Origin of the sequence: Methylobacterium sp. WL1 (genome assembly GCF_008000895.1) — a bacterium.
GTDB lineage: Bacteria > Pseudomonadota > Alphaproteobacteria > Rhizobiales > Beijerinckiaceae > Methylobacterium.
Genome location: NZ_CP042823.1, coordinates 3,070,657 through 3,087,550, shown reverse-complemented (window position 1 = coordinate 3,087,550; position 16,894 = coordinate 3,070,657). Strand labels below are relative to the sequence as shown.

12 protein-coding genes are annotated in these 16,894 nt (G+C 69.7%); 7 read left to right on the top strand and 5 right to left on the bottom strand.

What is annotated here, in order from left to right; all coding sequences use genetic code 11:
• The first annotated feature begins 19 nt into the window (after positions 1-19).
• The 5 genes from FVA80_RS15055 (at position 20) to FVA80_RS15035 (ending at position 7,526) form a co-directional block, all read left to right on the top strand.
• Positions 20-3,178: an efflux RND transporter permease subunit gene (locus tag FVA80_RS15055; protein WP_147906873.1), complete on the top strand. Its 3,159-nt coding sequence runs from the start codon at positions 20-22 to the stop codon at positions 3,176-3,178.
• Between the two features lie 142 nt (positions 3,179-3,320).
• Positions 3,321-4,457: a CaiB/BaiF CoA-transferase family protein gene (locus tag FVA80_RS15050; protein WP_147906872.1), complete on the top strand. Its 1,137-nt coding sequence runs from the start codon at positions 3,321-3,323 to the stop codon at positions 4,455-4,457.
• 324 nt (positions 4,458-4,781) lie between these two features.
• On the top strand, positions 4,782-5,531 hold the full coding sequence (locus FVA80_RS15045; RefSeq protein WP_147906871.1) for an SDR family oxidoreductase: 750 nt from the start codon (positions 4,782-4,784) through the stop codon (positions 5,529-5,531).
• 8 nt (positions 5,532-5,539) lie between these two features.
• On the top strand, positions 5,540-6,694 hold the full coding sequence (locus tag FVA80_RS15040; RefSeq protein WP_147906870.1) for an acyl-CoA dehydrogenase family protein: 1,155 nt from the start codon (positions 5,540-5,542) through the stop codon (positions 6,692-6,694).
• A gap of 1 nt (position 6,695) precedes the next feature.
• The gene (locus tag FVA80_RS15035) at positions 6,696-7,526 is read left to right on the top strand and encodes a MaoC family dehydratase N-terminal domain-containing protein (protein WP_147906869.1); all 831 of its coding nucleotides are present in this window, start codon (positions 6,696-6,698) and stop codon (positions 7,524-7,526) included.
• Between the two features lie 264 nt (positions 7,527-7,790).
• On the opposite strand, the gene FVA80_RS15030 is transcribed toward FVA80_RS15035, so the two are convergent.
• Together FVA80_RS15030 and ade are read right to left on the bottom strand one after the other, a co-directional pair.
• Positions 7,791-8,216: an organic hydroperoxide resistance protein gene (locus tag FVA80_RS15030; RefSeq protein ID WP_147910628.1), complete on the bottom strand. Its 426-nt coding sequence runs from the start codon at positions 8,214-8,216 to the stop codon at positions 7,791-7,793.
• An 89-nt stretch (positions 8,217-8,305) separates the two neighbouring features.
• Positions 8,306-10,027 carry an adenine deaminase gene (ade, locus tag FVA80_RS15025; protein ID WP_147910629.1) on the bottom strand — a complete coding sequence of 574 codons (1,722 nt, stop codon included), beginning with the start codon at positions 10,025-10,027 and terminating at the stop codon, positions 8,306-8,308.
• 146 nt (positions 10,028-10,173) lie between these two features.
• Here ade and ilvD point away from each other — a divergent pair, with 146 nt between their 5' ends.
• Positions 10,174-12,003 (top strand): dihydroxy-acid dehydratase, encoded by a 1,830-nt coding sequence (gene ilvD, locus FVA80_RS15020; RefSeq protein WP_147910630.1) that lies wholly within the window; start codon positions 10,174-10,176, stop codon positions 12,001-12,003.
• 227 nt (positions 12,004-12,230) lie between these two features.
• On the opposite strand, the gene FVA80_RS15015 is transcribed toward ilvD, so the two are convergent.
• Genes FVA80_RS15015 through FVA80_RS15005 form a run of 3 tightly spaced genes read right to left on the bottom strand, consistent with a single transcriptional unit; the run spans position 12,231 to position 14,969 of the window.
• Positions 12,231-12,914 (bottom strand): GDSL-type esterase/lipase family protein, encoded by a 684-nt coding sequence (locus FVA80_RS15015; protein ID WP_147910631.1) that lies wholly within the window; start codon positions 12,912-12,914, stop codon positions 12,231-12,233.
• 3 nt (positions 12,915-12,917) lie between these two features.
• Positions 12,918-13,949, bottom strand: a complete 1,032-nt coding sequence (locus FVA80_RS15010) for an SGNH/GDSL hydrolase family protein (protein ID WP_147910632.1) — start codon at positions 13,947-13,949, stop codon at positions 12,918-12,920.
• A 48-nt stretch (positions 13,950-13,997) separates the two neighbouring features.
• Positions 13,998-14,969: a GDP-L-fucose synthase gene (locus FVA80_RS15005; RefSeq protein ID WP_147910633.1), complete on the bottom strand. Its 972-nt coding sequence runs from the start codon at positions 14,967-14,969 to the stop codon at positions 13,998-14,000.
• An 838-nt stretch (positions 14,970-15,807) separates the two neighbouring features.
• Here FVA80_RS15005 and FVA80_RS31285 point away from each other — a divergent pair.
• The gene (locus tag FVA80_RS31285; RefSeq protein WP_281408718.1) at positions 15,808-16,878 is read left to right on the top strand and encodes a hypothetical protein; all 1,071 of its coding nucleotides are present in this window, start codon (positions 15,808-15,810) and stop codon (positions 16,876-16,878) included.
• Positions 16,879-16,894 lie beyond the last annotated feature (16 nt).

Sequence of the window (16,894 nt, the reverse complement as noted above, 5' to 3'; positions counted from 1 at the left end):
TGCCGCAAGAGGGTCTGCGATGAAAGCTGGCATCTCGGCGCCGTTCATCCGCTTCCCGGTGGCGACCACGCTGATCATGGTCGGCATCCTGTTCCTCGGGATGGTGGCCTACCCGCTGCTCGGCGTCGCGCCCCTGCCGCAGGTGGATTTCCCGACGATCCAGGTCACCGCGCAATTGCCCGGCGCCAGCCCGGAGACCATGGCCTCCTCGGTGGCGCAGCCCCTGGAGCGGCAATTCTCGCAGATCCCGGGCGTCGCCCAGATGACCTCGACCAGCTCGCTGGGCATCTCGACGGTCACGGTCCAGTTCGACCTCAACCGCAACATCGACGGTGCCGCCAGCGATATCCAGGCGGCGATCAACGCGGCGAGCGGGCAGCTGCCGAAGAGCCTGCCGAGCCCACCGACCTACCGCAAGGTGAACCCGGCCGATTCGCCGATCCTGCTGCTCTCGGCCACCTCCGACAGCATGCCCCTCATCGACGTGGACGACGCGGTGGACGTGCAGCTCGCCCAGCGCATCAGCCAGATCTCGGGCGTCGCGCAGGTGTTCATCGGCGGCCAGCAGAAGCCCGCAGTGCGGATCCAGGTCGATCCGGCCAAGCTCGTCGCCAAGGGCCTGTCGCTGGAAGATATCCGCGCGCCCCTCTCGCTCACCACGGTGAACAACCCGAAGGGCAGCATCGACGGAACGAGTCACAGCTACACGATCTACGCCAACGACCAGCTCACCACGGCGCAGAACTGGAACGACGTGATCGTCGCCTACCGGGACGGCGCCCCGTTACGGGTGCGGGACATCGGCACCGCGGTCGCCGGCCCCGAGGATACCAAGCAGGCCGGCTGGACCAACGGCCAGCGCGGCGTGTTCCTGGTAGTCTTCAAGCAGCCGGGCGCCAACGTCATCGACACGGTGGACAGCATCAAGGCGCAGTTGCCGCGCCTGACCGCGACCCTGCCGGCCGGCATCAAGATCGGCATCCTCAGCGACCGCACGCAGACGATCCGGGCCTCCGTGGAGGACGTGCAGTTCACGCTGCTGATCACCATCGTGTTGGTGGTCGGGGTGATCTTCGTGTTCCTGCGCAGCTTCTGGGCGACCGTGATCCCGAGCGTGACCGTGCCGCTCGCCCTGCTCGGCGCCTGCGCGCTGATGTGGCTCGCCGGCTATACGCTCGACAACCTGTCCCTGATGGCGCTGACCATCTCGGTCGGCTTCGTGGTCGACGACGCCATCGTGGTGCTGGAGAACATCAGCCGCTACGTCGAGGAGGGGATGCGGCCCATGGAGGCCGCGTTCAAGGGCGCGGGCGAGATCGGCTTCACCATCGTCTCCATCTCGGTCTCGCTGATCGCGGTGCTGATCCCGCTGCTGCTGATGGGCGGCATCATCGGCCGCCTGTTCCGGGAATTCGCCGTCGTCCTGTCGATGACCATCGCGGTCTCGGCCTTCGTGTCCCTGACGCTGACGCCCATGATGGCGGCGCGGCTGCTGAAGCCCCACGGCACCGGGCACCACGGCCGCCTCTACCGGGCGAGCGAGGCGGTGTTCGACGGGCTGCTGGCGTCCTACGCGAAGGGCCTCGACCTCGCCCTGCGCTTCCGGTTCGTCACGCTGCTGACCTTCTTCGCGACGCTGGCGCTGACGGTCCACCTGTTCATCGTCATCCCGAAGGGGTTCTTCCCGCAGCAGGACACCGGCTTCATGATCGGCGTCACCGAGGCCGGGCAGGACATCTCGTTCTCGGCGATGAAGACGCTGCAGGAGAAGGTCGGCGCCATCGTCCAGGCCGATCCGGATGTCGCCACGGTCGGCATGTCGCTCGGCGGCAACGGCCAGGCGCTCAATTCGGGGCGGATGTACATCACGCTCAAGCCCCGCGAGGAGCGCGAGGCCAACGCGTTCCAGATCATCGGCCGCCTGCGGCCGAAGCTGGAGCGGGTCGAGGGCATCCGCACCTACATCCAGGCCACCCAGGACGTGCGCACCGGCGGCCGGACCTCCCGGACGCAGTTCGAGTACACCCTGCAGGACCCGGATCTCGCCGAGTTGAACACGTGGGCGCCGCGCATCCTGGACAGGATGAAGACGCTGCCGGAGCTGCGCGACGTCGCCACCGACCAGCAGAACCGCGGCACCACCCTGACCCTGGCAATCGACCGCGACGCCGCCTCCCGCTACGGCATCACGCCTCAGCTCATCGACGACACGCTGTACGACGCGTTCGGCCAGCGGCAGATCGCGCAGTACTTCACGCAGCTCAACAGCTACCACGTGATCCTGGAGGTGCTGCCGGCCCTCCAGGGCAGCGTCGAGAGCCTCGACAAGATCTACATCAAGGCGCCGATCGGAGGGGGGCAGGTGCCGCTCGCGGCCTTCGCCCACTGGACGACCGAGCCCGTGGCGCCGCTCGCGGTCAACCACCAGGGCCAGTTCCCTGCGGTGACGATCAGCTTCAACCTCGCCCCCGACGTCGCGCTCGGGCAGGCGACCGGGGCGATCGGGCAGGCGATGCGCGAGCTTCAGGTGCCACCCACCGTGGTCACCGGTTTCCAGGGCACCGCGCAGGCGTTCCAGCAATCGCTGTCGACGGTGCCGCTGCTGATCCTGGCGGCTTTGTTCGTGGTCTACCTGATCCTCGGCATCCTGTACGAGAGCTTCATCCACCCGCTCACGATCCTCTCGACGCTGCCCTCGGCCGGCGTCGGCGCCCTGGCGGTGCTGATGTGGGCCGGGTACGACTTCAGCCTGATCGCGCTGATCGGCATCATCCTCCTCATCGGCATCGTGAAGAAGAACGGCATCATGCTGATCGACTTCGCCATCGTGGCCGAGCGCGAGGAGGGCCTGAGTGCGGAGGCGGCGATCCGGAAGGCGGCCCTGCTGCGGTTCCGCCCGATCCTGATGACCACCATGGCGGCGCTGCTGGGCGGCATCCCGCTGATGCTCGCCACCGGCACCGGCTCCGAGATCCGGCAGCCGCTCGGCTACGCCATGGTCGGCGGGCTGGCCGTGAGCCAGATCCTGACCCTGTTCACCACACCCGTCATCTACGTCTACCTCGACCGGCTGGCGCACCGGTTCTCGTTCCGCGACAGGCCCGAGGCAGTCGACGCGATGCTCGCCGAGCCCGGCCGGGACGGCCTTGAGGCGCAGACCCTGCGGGCCGCGGAGTGAGCTGAGCGATCCTGCGCAGGGCGCACATCGCCGGTCACGTCACCGCGTCGGTGTCACCCCGTCCCGCTTGGCGCACGCGGGCGCCGACCCAGATCCCCCGGCGGCGGCCCCCTCGGGGCCTGATGGAACGCGAAGGCTGCGGATGAACCCGAACCGGCCGCTGAAAGGGCTGACAATCCTCGCCCTGGAACAGGCCGTCGCGGCACCGTACTGCACGTCGCGGCTGGCCGATGCCGGCGCCCGGGTGATCAAGATCGAGCGGCGCGAGGGGGATTTCGCCCGGGGCTACGATTCCGCCGTCAACGGGCTGGCGAGCTACTTCGTCTGGCTGAATCGCGGCAAGGAGAGCTTGGTCGCCGATATCAAGGATCCGGACGATGTCCGGCTGTTGCACGCCATCCTGGAAGACGCCGACGTGTTCGTGCAGAACCTCGCCCCCGGAGCCGCCGCCCGGGCGGGGTTCGGCTCGGCGGAGTTGCGGGCACGCTATCCGCGCCTGATCACGGTCGACATCAGCGGCTACGGCGCCGGCCACGCCTACAGCGACATGAAGGCCTACGACCTGCTGGTGCAGGCCGAGAGCGGCATGGCCGGCATCACCGGGCATCCGGCCGGTCCGGGCCGCGTCGGCGTCTCGGTCTGCGACATCGCCTGCGGGATGGACGCCCATGCCGCGGTTCTGGAGGCGCTGATCGCCCGCTCCATCTCCGACGTGGGCTGCGCCCTGGAGGTCAGCCTGTTCAGCGGCGCGGCCGACTGGATGACCGTGCCGCTGCTCTACTTCGAGGGCACCGACCGGGAGCCGCTGCGCGTCGGCCTCGCCCATCCCACGATCTCGCCCTACGGCGCCTACCCGACGGCCGACGGCAGCCTGGTGCTCATCTCGATCCAGAACGAGCGGGAATGGGCTCGCTTCTGCGAAGGCGTATTGGGCGAGCCGGACCTCGCCCGCGCCGAGGGCTATGCTTCAAACAACGCCCGCGTGGCGAACCGCGCCGCCGTGGATCTGCGCATCGCCGCAATCCTGGTCCGGTTGAGCCGCGACGCGGCCGCCACCCGGCTCAAGGCTGCCGGCACCGCCTACGGCTTCGTCAACACCCTGGCCGACCTCGCCACCCACCCGGCCCTGGTCCGCGCCGAGGTCGAGACCCCGGCGGGCCCGGCCCGGATCGTCGCCCCGCCGGTCCTGATCGACGGCGAAGTCCGCGCGCTCGGGCGGGTGCCGGATATCGGAGAGCACAGCGAACGGATCCGGCGGGAGTTCGGGGTTGAGCGGTGAGTGGCGCGCAGTCGCGTTCGAGGACGATCCACGCTCGTCGGCCAAGGCGATGCGATGACGTCCGAACATCCGCCTCGTCATCCCGGAGCCGCGCAACGGAGCCCGGGATCCAGAAACACAGGTCGGGCGAGGTTCTGCGCCGGCGGAGAATCTAGATTCCGGGCTCGCCTGCGGCGCCCCGGAATGACGGAGAGCTATATTCGGCCGCCCAAGTCGTACGGATTGCGCAGCCGATCGCGAAGTGGATGGAAGTACGAAAGCAGGTTCGTCGCGCAGTAAAAAACAGTCATCAGCCAAAGACGGACTACAGTTCGGGAGGAAACAATGAGGCTCGACGGCAAGATCGCGATCGTGACGGGGGCCGGGAGTGGGTTCGGCGCGGGCATCGCCGAGCGCTTCGCCGCCGAGGGCGCGCGCGTCGCCTGCGTGGATATCGACCGGGCGGCGGCGAAGCGGGTCGCGGCCGGGATCGGGGCGAACGCCATCGCGATCGCCGCCGATGTCGGGGCGGCGGCCGATGTCGAGGCCAGCGTCGCTGAGACCCGCGAACGGTTCGGCATCCCCCACATCCTGGTCAACAACGCCGGCACCACCCACCGCAACAAGCCGCTGCTGGAGGTCACCGAGGACGAGTTCGACCGCGTGTTCCGGGTGAACGTGAAGTCGATCTTCCACTACGTCCGGACAATCGCCCCGCTGATGCGCGACCGGGGCGGCGGCGTGATCCTCAACGTCAGCTCGACGGCGGCGCTCCGGCCGCGTCCCGGCCTGACCTGGTACAACGCCTCCAAGGGGGCGGCGAGCCTCGCCTCAAAATCGCTGGCGCTGGAATTGGCCCCCTGGAAGATCCGGGTGAACGCCCTGTGTCCGGTGATGGGCGCGACCGCGCTGCTCGAGCATTTCATGGGGGTGCCCGACACCCCGGAGAACCGCGAGAGGTTCATTGCGACGATCCCCCTCGGGCGGATGTCGCGGGCCGAAGACATCGCCGCCGCGGCCCTGTTCCTGGCCTCCGACGAGGCCGCGTTCATCACCGGGATCGACATGCCGGTCGATGGCGGCCGGACAGCCTGAGGCGCACGATGGAAGCCTATACCGAGATCCGCGAGGCGGTCGCCAAGCTCTGCGCCGGGTTTCCCGGGCCGTATTGGCGGGCGCTCGACCGGGAGATGGCCTACCCGACCGCGTTCGTGACCGCCCTCACCGAGAGCGGCTACCTGTCGGTGTTGATCCCGGAGGAATACGGCGGCTCCGGCCTGCCGCTCTCCGCCGCCGCCGCCGCCGCGATCCTGGAGGAGGTCCAGCGGGCCGGCTGCAACGGCGGCGCCTGCCATGCGCAGATGTACACGATGGGCACGCTGCTCCGGCACGGCTCGGAGGCGCAGAAGGCCGCCTACCTGCCGGCGATCGCTGAAGGGCGCCTGCGCCTCCAGGCCTTCGGGGTCACCGAGCCGACATCGGGCACCGATACCGGCAGCCTGAAGACCACCGCCCGGCGCGAGGGCGACCACTACGTCGTCAACGGCCAGAAGATCTGGACCAGCCGGGCCGAGCACTCGGACCTGATGCTGCTCCTGGTGCGGACCACCCCGCGCACCGAGGGCATGAAGCGCACCGACGGCCTGTCGGTGCTGCTCGTCGACATGCGGGAGGCGGTCGGCCACGGCCTGACCATCCGGCCGATCCGCACCATGATGAACCATGCCACCACGGAGGTCTTCTTCGACAACCTCCGCGTCCCGGCCGTCAACCTGATCGGCGAAGAAGGAAAAGGCTTCCGGTACATCCTGTCCGGCATGAATGCCGAGCGCATCCTGATCGCCGCCGAATGCGTCGGCGACGCCAAGTGGTTCATCGACCGGGCCAAGACCTACGCGGTGGACCGCTCGGTGTTCGGCCGGCCGATCGGCGCCAACCAGGGCGTGCAGTTCCCGATCGCGAAAGCCTACGCCAACATGCGGGCGGCGGAGCTGATGGTCCGCGAGGCGCTGAGCCTCTACGAATCCGGGACCAATCCGGGCGCGGAGGCCAACATGGCCAAGATGCTCGCCGCCGACGCCGCGTTCGAGGCCGCCAACGCCTGCATCCAGACCCATGGCGGGTTCGGATTCGCGGAGGAATACGATATCGAGCGCAAGTTCCGCGAGACGCGTCTCTACCAGGTCGCGCCGATCTCCACGAACCTGATCCTCGCCTACCTGTCCGAGCACGTGCTCGGCCTGCCGCGCGCGTACTGACATGACCGACGTCGAAGCCTGGATCGGCCGCACCCGCGAGACCTCGGATCTCGTCACGCCGCGGCTGCGCGCCGAGTTCCGCGCGACCTTCACGCCGCATCTCGCCCCGATCCCGGACGGGGCGGCGCCGCCGGCCCTGCACTGGTGCCTCGCCCCCGAGACACCGCCCGCCGACGCCCTCGGCCCGGACGGTCACGCCGCCAAGGGCGGGTTCCTGCCGCCGGTGCCCCTGCCGCGGCGGATGTGGGCCGGCGGGCAAGTCGAGACGCTGGCCGAGCTGCGCGAGGGCGATCTGGTCACCCGGACCGAGACCGTGCGCGACGTGGCGTTCAAGGAGGGGCGCAGCGGGCAGCTGTGCTTCGTGACGGTCGAGCACGCGCTCGCCACGGCAAGCGGCGTGGCGATCCGCGAGCGGCAGGACATCGTCTACCGGGAGGCGGCCGGCGCGCAGACCGGCACCGGGGCCACGGCCGAACGCGACGACGCGGCCGCCTACGAGCAGGTCTGGGCCGTGCCGGCGACGCCGACGCTGCTGTTCCGCTACTCGGCCATGACCTTCAACGGCCATCGCTTCCACTACGACCAGCCCTACGCCACGCGCGTCGAGGGCTATGCCGACCTGGTGGTCCACGGCCCGATCCAGGCGACGCTGCTGATGAACCTCGCCGCGATGCTGCTCGGCGGGGTGCCGCGCATCTTCACGCATCGCGGCGTCTCGCCGTTGACGGCCAACCAGATCGTTCGCGTGTGCGGACGGCGGAACGGAGAGACGTTCGAGGGCGTCACGTTGGACGAGGCGGACCGCGTCTGCATGCGTGCGCAGGCGGCCTGAGAGCCGGCTCGACCATTCCGGTTCCGGAGATCAAACTTCGCCGGCCTCGTGAGCGCAGCGAGGCGGCCCAGGGTCACGCGCGACGTGAAACGAGGGCGCGTCCCAAAAGCTTCGCCGTGCTCGCCATACCGGTGGGGGCACGACCAACTCGATAGAGACCCCACCCACGACCCCACCCCGGAGCGGCGGCGACCCCGGAGGAGGGCTCCTTCGAGACGCAGGCTTTGCGCGCGCCCTGGAATGAGGTGGATGGGACGACCCGGCTCAGGCGAGCTTCAGGCCGACATCGACGTTGCCGCGGGTGGCGTTCGAGTACGGGCAGACCTGGTGGGCCGCGTCCACGAGCTTCTGCGCTTCGGCGCGGTCGAGGCCCGGCAGGCTGATCGTCAGGTCGGCGGTGATCCCGAAGCCGCCCTCGGAGCGGGGGCCGATGCCGACATCGGCGGTGACGGTGGTCTCGGCCGGAACCTTAAGCTTCAGCGAGGGGGCGACCGCCTTCATGGCGCCCAGGAAGCAGGCCGAGTAGCCGGAGGCGAAGAGCTGCTCGGGATTCGCGCCCGGACCGCCCGCGCCGCCGAGCTCCTTCGGGGTCGCGAGCTTCACCTCGAAGCTGCCGTCGGCGGTCTTGGCGGCGCCGTCACGGCCTCCGGTGGCGGTCGCGGTGGTGCGGTACTTCACGTCTACGGACATGGTGCGATCTCCAGGAACAGGAAGGGAGTCGGCATATAGGGCCGGCACAGCCCGCATATAATACCGAGATAGATTGCGCGCAATCTATTTCACGGATCGATCAACGCGAAACGGTCGACATCCACCAAGCCCTTGTCGGTGATCTTCAGGTGCGGGATCACGGGCAGCGGCAGGAACGCGACCTGCAGGAACGGCTCGGGCAGGACGACGCCGAGGCCACGCGCCGCCGCCCGCAGGGTCACCAGCGCGGCACCGATCCCATCGAACGGGAGCAGGCTCATCAAGCCGGCGACCGGCAGGGCGATCTCGGCGAGCACCCGGCCGCCCTCGACCACGACGAACCCGCCCTCGATGGCGCCGAGCCGGTTCACCGCCGCGGCCATGTCGGCATCGTCGGCGCCGACCACCGTGACGTTGTGGCTGTCGTGCCCGACCGAGGAGGCGATCGCGCCGCGCTTCAGGCCGAAGCCCTTCACGAACGCCACGCCGATGCCCCGCTCCCCCGGCGGCGTCTTCCCGTGGCGCTCCACCACCGCGACCTTGATGACGTCCTGATCCAGGTCGATCCGGCGCTCGCCTGCGCTGTAGGGCAGCGACAGGTCGTGCCGCAGGGTGATGAGCTTGCCCGGCACCACGCCGATCACCGGCGTCGATGGCCCGGAACCGGGGGCCGCGAAATCCGCCGCCGTCACCCGGCGGGCCCGCAGGCTGTTCCGGCCGATCGGCTGGATCGCGGGCCGGTCGGCGAACAGCGCGTCCTCCACCAGTCGCCCGGCGCTGAAGACCCGGGCGACGCGACAGTCGAGGAAATCGTCGAGGACGACGAGGTCGGCTCGCTGGCCCGGCGCCACCAGGCCGCGGTCGTGCAGCCCCAACGCCCGGGCCGCCGACCAGGACGCCGCCCGGTAGGCCGCCAGCGGCGGTGCGCCCAGCGCGATCGCGGTGCGGATGACGTAGTCGAGGTGGCCCTCTTCGGCGATGTCGAGGGGGTTCCGGTCGTCCGTGCAGAAGGCCAGGAACGGTGCCGTGCGCTCGGTGAGGATCGGCGCCAGGGCGTGCAGGTCCTTGGAGACCGAGCCCTCGCGGATCAGCACGGTCATGCCCTTGGACAGTTTTTCCATCGCCTCTTCGGGCGTGGTCGCCTCGTGCTCGGTGCGGATGCCGGCTGCGATGTAGCCGTTGAGCGCGCTCCCGCGCAGCAGCGGCGCGTGGCCGTCGATCAGCCGGCCCTGGAACGCCGCGAGCTTTTCCAGCACGCCCGGGTCCGCGGCGAGCACGCCCGGGAAATTCATGAACTCGGCGAGCCCGATCACCTTGGGATGGCCCGCGAAGGGCAGCAGGTCGGCCACCCCGATCCGGGCGCCCGAGGTCTCGAGGTGGTCGGTGGCCGGCACGCAGGACGAGAGCTGGACCCGCAGGTCCATCGCCAGGGTCTCGGACGAGGCCAGGAACCACGCGAACGCTTCGGTTCCCAGCACGTTCGCCATCTCGTGCGGGTCGCACAAGCCGGTCGTGACGCCATGGGGCAGGACGCAGCGCTCGAATTCCTGCGGCGGCATCAGCGAGGATTCGACGTGGAAATGCGTATCGATGAAGCCCGGCACCACGACCTTGCCGGCGATATCGATCTCGCGGCGGCCGCGATAGCTGCCGAAGGTGCCGACGATCCGGTCGCCGCAGATCGCGATATCGGAGGCGACGAGGTCGCCGGTGACGAGATCGAGGAAGCGTCCGCCCTTGAGCACGAGGTCGGCCTCGGTCCGGCCCTGGCCCTGGTCGATGGCCCGCCGCAGGAAATCCACTCGGTCCATCGTACGATTCGCCTCTCTCGCGTCCCGGTATCCGCCGGGAGCATGACACGGTGGCGACCGGTTCGGCGACGCTTGCAGCGACGCGTCGGCGGGCGCAGAAGCCCCTACCTTTGAGAGATCCGCTTCCGAACCGATTGAACCGCGCGATGCCCGTCTATCGTTCCCGCACCACCACACATGGCCGCAACATGGCCGGCGCCCGCGGCCTCTGGCGCGCCACCGGCATGAAGGACGGCGATTTCGGCAAGCCGATCATCGCCGTCGTGAACTCGTTCACCCAGTTCGTGCCCGGCCACGTCCACCTCAAGGATCTCGGCCAGCTGGTCGCCCGGGAGATCGAGAAGGCCGGCGGCGTCGCCAAGGAGTTCAACACCATCGCGGTCGATGACGGCATCGCGATGGGCCACGACGGCATGCTCTACTCGCTGCCGTCCCGGGAGCTGATCGCCGATTCCGTCGAGTACATGGTCAACGCGCACTGCGCGGACGCGATGGTATGCATCTCGAATTGCGACAAGATCACTCCCGGCATGCTCATGGCCTGCCTGCGGCTCAACATCCCGACGGTGTTCGTCTCGGGCGGTCCGATGGAGGCCGGCAAGGTCCAGCTGCCCGGCATCGCCAAGAAGGTCGATCTGGTCGACGCGATGATCGCGGCGGCCGACGACCGGATCTCGGACGAAGACGTCGCGGTGATCGAGCGTTCGGCCTGCCCGACCTGCGGCTCCTGCTCGGGCATGTTCACGGCCAACTCGATGAACTGCCTGACCGAGGCGCTGGGTCTGGCGCTGCCGGGCAACGGCTCCGTGCTAGCGACCCATGCCGACCGCAAGCGGCTGTTCGTGGAGGCCGGCCACCTGATCGTGGACCTCGCCCGCCGCCACTACGAGCAGGACGACGCGAGCGTGCTGCCCCGCGCGGTGGCGAGCGTCACGGCGTTCGAGAACGCCATGACCCTGGACATCGCCATGGGCGGCTCGACCAACACGGTGCTCCACCTGCTGGCCGCCGCCCACGAGGGCGAGGTGCCGTTCACCATGGCCGATATCGACCGGCTGTCGCGGCGGGTGCCGGTCCTGTGCAAGGTCGCCCCGGCGGTGGCCAACGTCCACATGGAGGACGTGCACCGGGCCGGCGGGATCATGGCCATCCTGGGCGAGCTCGACCGGGCGGGGCTGATCGAAACCGAGGTCGGCAACGTCGCCGCCGGGACCCTCGGCGCGGCGCTGGCCCGCTGGGACGTCCGCGGCACGCCCAGCGCCTCGGTCCAGAGCTTCTACCGCGCAGCCCCCGGGGGCGTGCCGACCCAGGTTGCGTTCAGCCAGGAATCCCGCTTCGACGAACTCGACCTCGACCGGGAGGGCGGGGTGATCCGCGAGGCCGCCCATGCCTATTCGCGGGATGGCGGCCTGGCGGTGCTCTACGGAAACCTCGCCGAGCAGGGCTGCATCGTGAAGACGGCGGGCGTCGACGCCTCGATCCTGACCTTCACGGGGACCGCCCGGGTGTTCGAGAGCCAGGACGCCGCGGTGGACGGGATCCTCAACGGCAAGGTCACGGCCGGGGAGGTCGTGCTGATCCGCTACGAGGGCCCGCGCGGCGGCCCCGGCATGCAGGAGATGCTCTACCCCACGAGCTACCTGAAATCGAAGGGCCTCGGCAAAGCCTGCGCGCTGGTCACCGACGGCCGCTTCTCGGGGGGGTCGTCCGGCCTGTCGATCGGCCACGTCTCCCCGGAGGCGGCCGAGGGCGGCCTGATCGGCCTGGTGCGCGACGGCGACACCATCGCCATCGACATCCCGGCCCGCTCCATCGACCTCGTCGTCGAACCCGCCGAATTGGAGCGGCGCCGTGCCGAGCAGGACGCCGCCGGCTGGCAGCCGGCGAGCCCGCGCAAGCGCAAGGTCACCACGGCGCTTCGCGCCTACGCGATGCTGACCACCAGCGCGGCGCACGGGGCGGTGCGGCGGGTGTGATGTTTTGCGGTTGGCGGGACGATCCCGACGGGAACGGCCTCCGCATCACGCGCACTGTCATTCCTGGGCGCCGCAGGCGAACCCGGAACGCGGAGCGGCGGTCGGGGCAGGACCTTGACCGGTCGGCGATTGTGAATCCCGGGCTCCGCTTCGCGGCCCCGGGATGACGGGCCTGAAGCTTGAGCGATTCCGGAATCGACAGGCGCGCGATCGAAAGAGCGTTCCAATCAGCGCAGCGCGAGCACGAGGGCCGCGCCGGTGATCACGATGGCAACCGCGGCAGCAATCGCTACGAGGCGCGACCCACCGAATGAGCGTGGCTTCGTGCCGCTGAAAGCCTGAACCGTATCCCCCGCAGGCGCTCGCCCCAAAGCCGACAGCATCAGCGGCTCGATCGCCTTGTAGCCTGCCGGGCTGAGATGGAGGCCGTCGGTGGTGTAGGCCCTGCGCAGCGCCCCGGATCCGTCCGCCAGCACCGCGTGGTAGTCGATGAAGGTCGCGCCGTGCTCGTGCGCGTGTTCGCGGAGCCAGGCATTAACGGCGGCGATCATCGCCGGTGCGTCCGGGACCGTGGGGTTCCACGGGATCCGGGCGGCCGGCATGATCGAGCCGACCCAGGCCGACACGCCCATGGCCCGGGCCTCGTCGAGCATGCCGGCCAGCGTCCGGGCGATCTCGTCGGCGGGAACGAAGAACCCCTCGTTGCGCCCGATATCGTTGACGCCGCAGAGGAGGTGGACGCCCCGGGCGCCGGTCTCCTCCAGGTCGCGGCGGAACCGCATGGTGATCCAGCGCGCCGTCTGGCCGGACCCGCCCCGGGGAACCAGGTCGTGGGCCGCGAAGGTCTCGGCCCGGTGGAAGCCCCAGGCTTCGGTGATCGAGTCCCCGATGAATACGATCGGCGCGACCAACGCCTACGCCTCCACGGGGAGGCCGAGCACCTCCGCGACCTCGGCGGCCAGGCGGTCGGCGATCGCCTGCCGGCCCTCCGAGCCGACATGGACGATGTCGGTGAACAGGGCGCGCGTATCGGACTCGAAGATCCGGCTGAGGTCTCGGGTCGTGAACGGCCCTTGCGTGAGGCCATCGGCGTCGAGCCGGCCCAGAACCTGCTCGATCCGGGTGTATTGACGGTCGAGATATCCCAAGAACTCAGCCGACGCGGTGTTCTGCTCGTCGCCGACTCGCTCGGTCTTGCGCACGATCGCCGGCTGCAGGAGGAACCGCAACGGCGCGCCGATGCCCCCGGACAGCCGGGCGAGGCGCTTTAGCGCCAACTCGAACTGACGGACGACCTCCCATTCCCAAATGTCGGATTGCCAGTTGGTCAGCGCGCGAAGGTTGTCGAGCCGGCCGAAGATCAACGCCTGCAGGCTGTCGTAGCTCAGGTCCTCGGCGTCCGCGCCGGACTTCGTCGTGTTGAAGAAGTAGTCGTACAGGCACTCGTTGGCGAAGTGATTGTACGGGTAGCCGGCGCGCGGATCGAAGCTCCAGGGTTGGAAGACGTCGGTGGCGCCGCCGATCACGAAGATTACATCGGGCTGAAGGTCCATCAGCCGCGTCGTGATCAGTGCGATCATCTGATTCAGGCAGGCGGACGTCGCGCCGAAATTGTAGACCCGGGCCCCGTCGCCGTGCAGGCGCTTCAGCCCGGTCTCCAATCGGCCCGGGATGGTGTCGGCGAAGACCTGGCCGTCGATCAGGGTGCTGTCGCCGACCACGAACACGCGCAGCGTCTCCGTGGGCGAGCGTGGCTCCGCGTGCATGTCGTTCCGGTAGCCCAGCGCGTCGTAGCGCCAGTTCTGCCCCGCCGCGGCCGACAGTGGCTTGCCGGCGAACTGGGTATAGGGTGCCGGGAAACGGATATTCGAATCGAAGTTGTGGAAGTCACGGAGGAACGTGCGGCGCCGAGCCTGCTCGATGTCGTCGGGGGCCCGTTGGGCCATGCTGGTTCTCCCACCCGGTCGGATGCGGTTTCGTGATGCGTCCGCGCGTCAGCCGCGCAGCGTGGCGTGATTCTCCAGGAACCACCCGTAGGTCTGCTGGAGACCGCGTTCGAGATCGATCTCCGGCCGCCAGCCCATGGCGCGCAGGCGCGAGACATCCATGAGCTTGCGCGGCGTCCCGTCGGGCTTCGTCGCGTCGAATTCCAGGCGGCCCGCGTAGCCGATCACCCGGGCCAGCGCCTCGGCCAGTTCACGGATGGTGCAATCCGCGCCGGTGCCGACGTTGATGTGCGACAGGTCCGGCCGGGTGTTGGCGGCGTAGACCGCATCGTCCAGCTCCATCACGAACACGCTGGCGCGTGCCATGTCGTCCACGTGCAGGAACTCGCGCATCGCCCGGCCGGTGCCCCAGACGGTGACGGAGGCGCTGCCCGCCTGCTTGGCCTCGTGCAGGCGCCGCATCAGCGCCGGCAGCACGTGGGCGTTCTGCGGATGGAAGTTGTCGTTCGGCCCATACAGGTTGGTCGGCATCACGCTGCGGTAGCGGCGCCCGTACTGGCGGTTGTAGCTCTCGCACATCTTGATCCCGGCGATCTTGGCGATCGCGTAGGGCTCGTTGGTCGGCTCGAGGATCCCGGTCAGCAGCGCGTCCTCGCGCATCGGCTGCTCGGCGTGCTTCGGGTAGATGCAGGACGAGCCCAGGAACAGCAGCCGGTCGACGTCGGCCACGTGCGCGGCGTGGATCAGGTTCGCCTGGATCAGCAGGTTCTCGTGGATGAACTCGGCCGGGTAGGTGTTGTTGGCGTGGATGCCGCCGACCTTGGCGGCGGCGAGGTAGACCATGTCGATCCGGTTCTGGGCGAAGAAGGCCCGGACCGCGGCCTGGTCGAGCAGGTCGAGGGCCTGCCGGTCCGCCGTGAGGATGCGCCCGTAGCCCAGCTCCCGCAGCCGGCGCACGATCGCTGATCCCACCATCCCGCGGTGCCCCGCCACGAAGATGGTCCTGTCCCGCCCGTCCATCACGCGTCCAATCCCTGCGGCCAGCGCTCGCTTGGCCAGCATACCCCCGTCTGGGGCGGATATCGTCGCGGAAAGGCGGATTTTCTGAGGCGCGCGGCGTCTCAGCCGCCTCGAGACGGCGGATACCGCGTCAAACGCGAAGTGGCGAATACAAATACAACCGAAAGTTGGTGTTAAGCATTCTACCAGAAGGTGTGCCGGTACCAGCCTAGCGCCCACCGGACTTCAGGATCGGGGTGGAAGCGACCGGGCCGCGCAGCAATGGAGTCTGAGATGCGTAACTCGACCGACGTCCCGGCTGGGCCGCGGACATCGAATGCCGCCCTGCGCCGGACGTCCGGGCGCATCGCCCCCCTTCTGGCCGGCACCCTGCTCGCCCTCCCGGTCGTCGCCCCGGCGCAGGCGCAACTTCTCCGTGGGACCCTTGATACAACCGGAGGCGGTATCCTGGGAACCGGAATAACGGTCGGCACCACGAATCCCGGCACCGGCATCCTCGGCACCGGCCTGAATGTCGGCACCGCCGGCGGCGGTGTTCTCGGGACCGGCGTGACCGTCGGCACCACCAATCCGGGCACCGGCGTCCTCGGCACAGGCCTGAATGTCGGCAGCACCGGCGGCGGTGTTCTCGGGACCGGCGTGACCGTCGGCACAACCAACCCCGGAACCGGCGTCCTCGGCACGGGCCTGAATGTCGGCAGCACCAGCGGCGGCGTCCTCGGGACCGGCCTGCTGGTCGGGACCACCGGCCCCGGTCAGGGCCTGCTCGGGACCGGACTGTACCTCGGCACCGTCGGCGGAATCGCCGGCGGCGGCGGTACCGGCGGTGGCGGGACCGGTGGCGGTACCGGCGGAGCAGGCGGTGCTGGGGGTGCGGGCGGCGCCGGGGGCCGGTGGCGCGGGCGGGACCGCTGGCGGTGGCGGCGGCGGCAGCGGACAGGGCATCTACATCGTGACCGGCAACGTCACGCAGTCCCAGGGCCAGACCTTCATCGCCGACCTGCGGCTCTCGCAGCTGTCGAGCGCCACGGGGATCGCGGCCAACAACACCAGCGCCCTCGCGGCCCCCGTCGCCGTGGGCGGCGATGCCATCGCGGTGGGCTTCGGATCGAGCGCGGCCGGGACGGCGTCGACCGCGGTCGGAACCGGGGCATCCGCAGTCAACACCGGCAGCGTCGCCGTCGGCTACGCGGCGAGCGCACAGGGGTTGGGCGGCACGGCGGTCGGCACCGCATCCGCGGCGTCCGGAGCGGGCAGCACGGCGCTCGGCTTCGTCGCCGGCGCGACCGGCACGGGATCCACCGCGATCGGCGCGGCGGCCTCGGCTGCGGGCAACAACAGCGTCGCGTTGGGCAACGGCGCGGCCGCCAACCAGGCGAACACCATCGCCATCGGGGCCAACGTCAAGACCACCCAGGCCAACCAGGTGGCGATCGGCAACGCGGCCAACACCTACACCCTGGCGGGCGTCGCCTCGCAGGCGAGTGCGGCGGCGCAGAGCGGGGCGACGGCCTTCGTGACCACGGACGCCAGCGGCAACCTCGCGGCCTCGGCCTACGGCCCCTCGACCATCGCCGGGCTGGGCAACCGGATCGATTCGGTTCAGTCCCAGGTCAACAACTTGGAGGCCAAGACCGACACGATGCAGCGCTACGCGGTCCAGACCCGCAAGGAGTCGCGGCAGGGCGTGGCCATGGCGATCGCGATGGCGACCGCACCCATGCCCTCGGCTCCCGGCAAGACCACCTGGGCCACCAACGGCGCGACCTATCGCGGCGAATGGGCAGGCGGCGTCGCCGTGGCGCACCGGCTGCCGACCTGCTGCGTGCCGATCGCGGTCACGGCCGGCGTCGCCTACGCGGGCGAGAGCAACGTCGGTGTCCGCGCCGGTCTGGCCGGCGAGTTCTGACGGCGATACGACGCCG

Excerpts from the sequence above, each read along its gene's own strand:
- FVA80_RS15035 (WP_147906869.1), top strand. The coding sequence starts at position 6,696 with ATGACCGACGTCGAAGCCTGGATCGGCCGCACCCGCGAGACCTCGGAT.
- FVA80_RS15030 (WP_147910628.1), bottom strand. The coding sequence starts at position 8,216 with ATGTCCGTAGACGTGAAGTACCGCACCACCGCGACCGCCACCGGAGGC.
- ade (WP_147910629.1), bottom strand. The coding sequence starts at position 10,027 with ATGGACCGAGTGGATTTCCTGCGGCGGGCCATCGACCAGGGCCAGGGC.
- FVA80_RS15005 (WP_147910633.1), bottom strand. The coding sequence starts at position 14,969 with ATGGACGGGCGGGACAGGACCATCTTCGTGGCGGGGCACCGCGGGATG.
- ilvD (WP_147910630.1), top strand. The coding sequence starts at position 10,174 with ATGCCCGTCTATCGTTCCCGCACCACCACACATGGCCGCAACATGGCC.
- FVA80_RS15040 (WP_147906870.1), top strand. The coding sequence starts at position 5,540 with ATGGAAGCCTATACCGAGATCCGCGAGGCGGTCGCCAAGCTCTGCGCC.
- FVA80_RS15050 (WP_147906872.1), top strand. The coding sequence starts at position 3,321 with ATGAACCCGAACCGGCCGCTGAAAGGGCTGACAATCCTCGCCCTGGAA.
- FVA80_RS15045 (WP_147906871.1), top strand. The coding sequence starts at position 4,782 with ATGAGGCTCGACGGCAAGATCGCGATCGTGACGGGGGCCGGGAGTGGG.
- FVA80_RS15055 (WP_147906873.1), top strand. The coding sequence starts at position 20 with ATGAAAGCTGGCATCTCGGCGCCGTTCATCCGCTTCCCGGTGGCGACC.
- FVA80_RS15010 (WP_147910632.1), bottom strand. The coding sequence starts at position 13,949 with ATGGCCCAACGGGCCCCCGACGACATCGAGCAGGCTCGGCGCCGCACG.